This window comes from Agromyces binzhouensis, from assembly GCF_004135055.1.
Taxonomy (GTDB): domain Bacteria; phylum Actinomycetota; class Actinomycetes; order Actinomycetales; family Microbacteriaceae; genus Agromyces; species Agromyces binzhouensis.
In genome coordinates this window covers 1-1,593 of sequence record NZ_SDPL01000553.1, presented here as the reverse complement: position 1 = coordinate 1,593, position 1,593 = coordinate 1, and the positions used below count along the sequence as shown (strand labels likewise).

2 protein-coding genes are annotated in these 1,593 nt (G+C 74.6%); one reads left to right on the top strand and one right to left on the bottom strand.

Annotated features, from left to right (window positions below; all coding sequences use genetic code 11):
* Positions 1-811, top strand: an 811-nt coding sequence (locus tag ESO86_RS16640) for an ABC transporter permease (RefSeq protein ID WP_207207199.1), incomplete at its 5' end; no start/stop codon positions are given.
* A 28-nt stretch (positions 812-839) separates the two neighbouring features.
* Here ESO86_RS16640 and ESO86_RS19365 read toward each other — a convergent pair.
* A partial coding sequence (locus tag ESO86_RS19365) for a DUF5671 domain-containing protein (protein WP_242492428.1) occupies positions 840-1,593 on the bottom strand: 754 nt, incomplete at its 5' end.

Below are 1,593 nucleotides of genomic sequence, written 5' to 3'. Positions count from 1 at the left end.
CCCGACGCGCCCGGGCCGTTCCGGTCGGGGCGACGGGGGCGACCGGCGCCCGCTCACCTCGCGACGCTGGTTCCGGATCGTCGGCGGGGCGCTCATCCCGCTCGCGCTGCTCGCCGCGTGGCAGGTCGTCTCGACCACGGGCGCGGTTCCCGTGTCGCAGCTGCCGAGCCCCGAGATGGTGTGGCTCGCCGCGATCGACCTCGCCGAGCGCGGCCTGCTCGGCCTCTACGTCGCGATCTCGACGCAGCGCGTGTTCATCGGCTTCGCGTTCGGCGCACTGTTCGGCCTGCTCGCGGGCGCCGTCGTCGGGCTCTCGCGCTTCGGCGACGTGCTGTTCTCGCCGACGCTCGGCGCGGTGCGCGCGGTTCCGTCGCTCGCCTGGGTGCCGCTGCTCATCCTGTGGTTCGGCATCGGCGAGGACTCGAAGGTCATCCTCATCTCGATCGGGGCGTTCTTCCCCGTCTACACCATCGTCGCCGCATCCCTCAGGCACGTCGACCGCCGTCTCCTCGAGGCGGGCCGTGCCTTCGGCCTGCGCGGCGCGACCCTGTTCGCGACCGTGCAGCTGCCCGCGGTCGTGCCGTCGGTGATCGCGGCGCTCCGCCTCGCGCTCGCGCAGGCCTGGCTCTTCCTCGTCGCCGCGGAGCTCATCGCCTCGTCGATGGGCCTCGGGTTCCTCCTCAGCGACTCGGGCAACACGGGCCGCATCGACCGGATCTTCCTCGCGATCATCCTGCTCGCGGTGCTCGGCAAGCTGAGCGACGCGCTCGTCGGACTGCTGGAGCGGTGGGCGGTGCGCCGCTGGGCGTGAGCCCACGCCGGCGCACGCCCGCGTGGGCTCAGTCCGCGAGCGGGACCGCCTCGACCCGGTCGCCGGGCCCGACGAGCACCAGCACGCGATCCGCGGTCACGCCCTCGAGTGCGGCGACCACGACCGCGGCATCCGGCCCCGACGCCTCAAGATCGGCGCCGTCCTCGTGGTCGCCGTCGGCGCGGCGACGTCGCCACACGACCACGCGGGCACCCGTCGCCGCCGCGATCGCGCGCTCCGCGGCCTCCGTGTCGCCCGAGGCGACGAGCACGATGCGCCCGATGCGGCGCGCGGGCGAGACGCCGGTCTCCGAGATCATCGCGCGGTCCCGACGCCAGACGGCGAAGTGGTAGGCGAACACCAGTGCGGTGGCCACGAGCAGGCCGAGCGGCGCACGGATCCGGTCGACCAGCGCGAAGCCGGTCCCGGGATCCAGCACGAACTCGAACACGCGGTAGCCCACGACGAGGAGCGTGATGACCGCGACCACGGCGCTCGCGCCGAACACGGCGACCAGGTAGACCCGCCGCCCCACGTCGACGGCCTCGGCCGGGTCGGGCCGGCGCGTCGGGCGCCAGTTCAGCCACCAGATCGGTCCGCCGACCACGATCGCGCTGAGGCCGCCGAGCAGCAGCGCGCGATCGCCCGACGAGGCGAGCGGTGAGGAGAGCTCGGCGAGCAGCGCGTTGACGACGACGCCGATGCCCGACGCCGCGCCGACGAGGCCCAGGCCCGACATCACGAGCACCGCGGCGCGGCGCGTGCCGTCGGAGTGCGCGGCG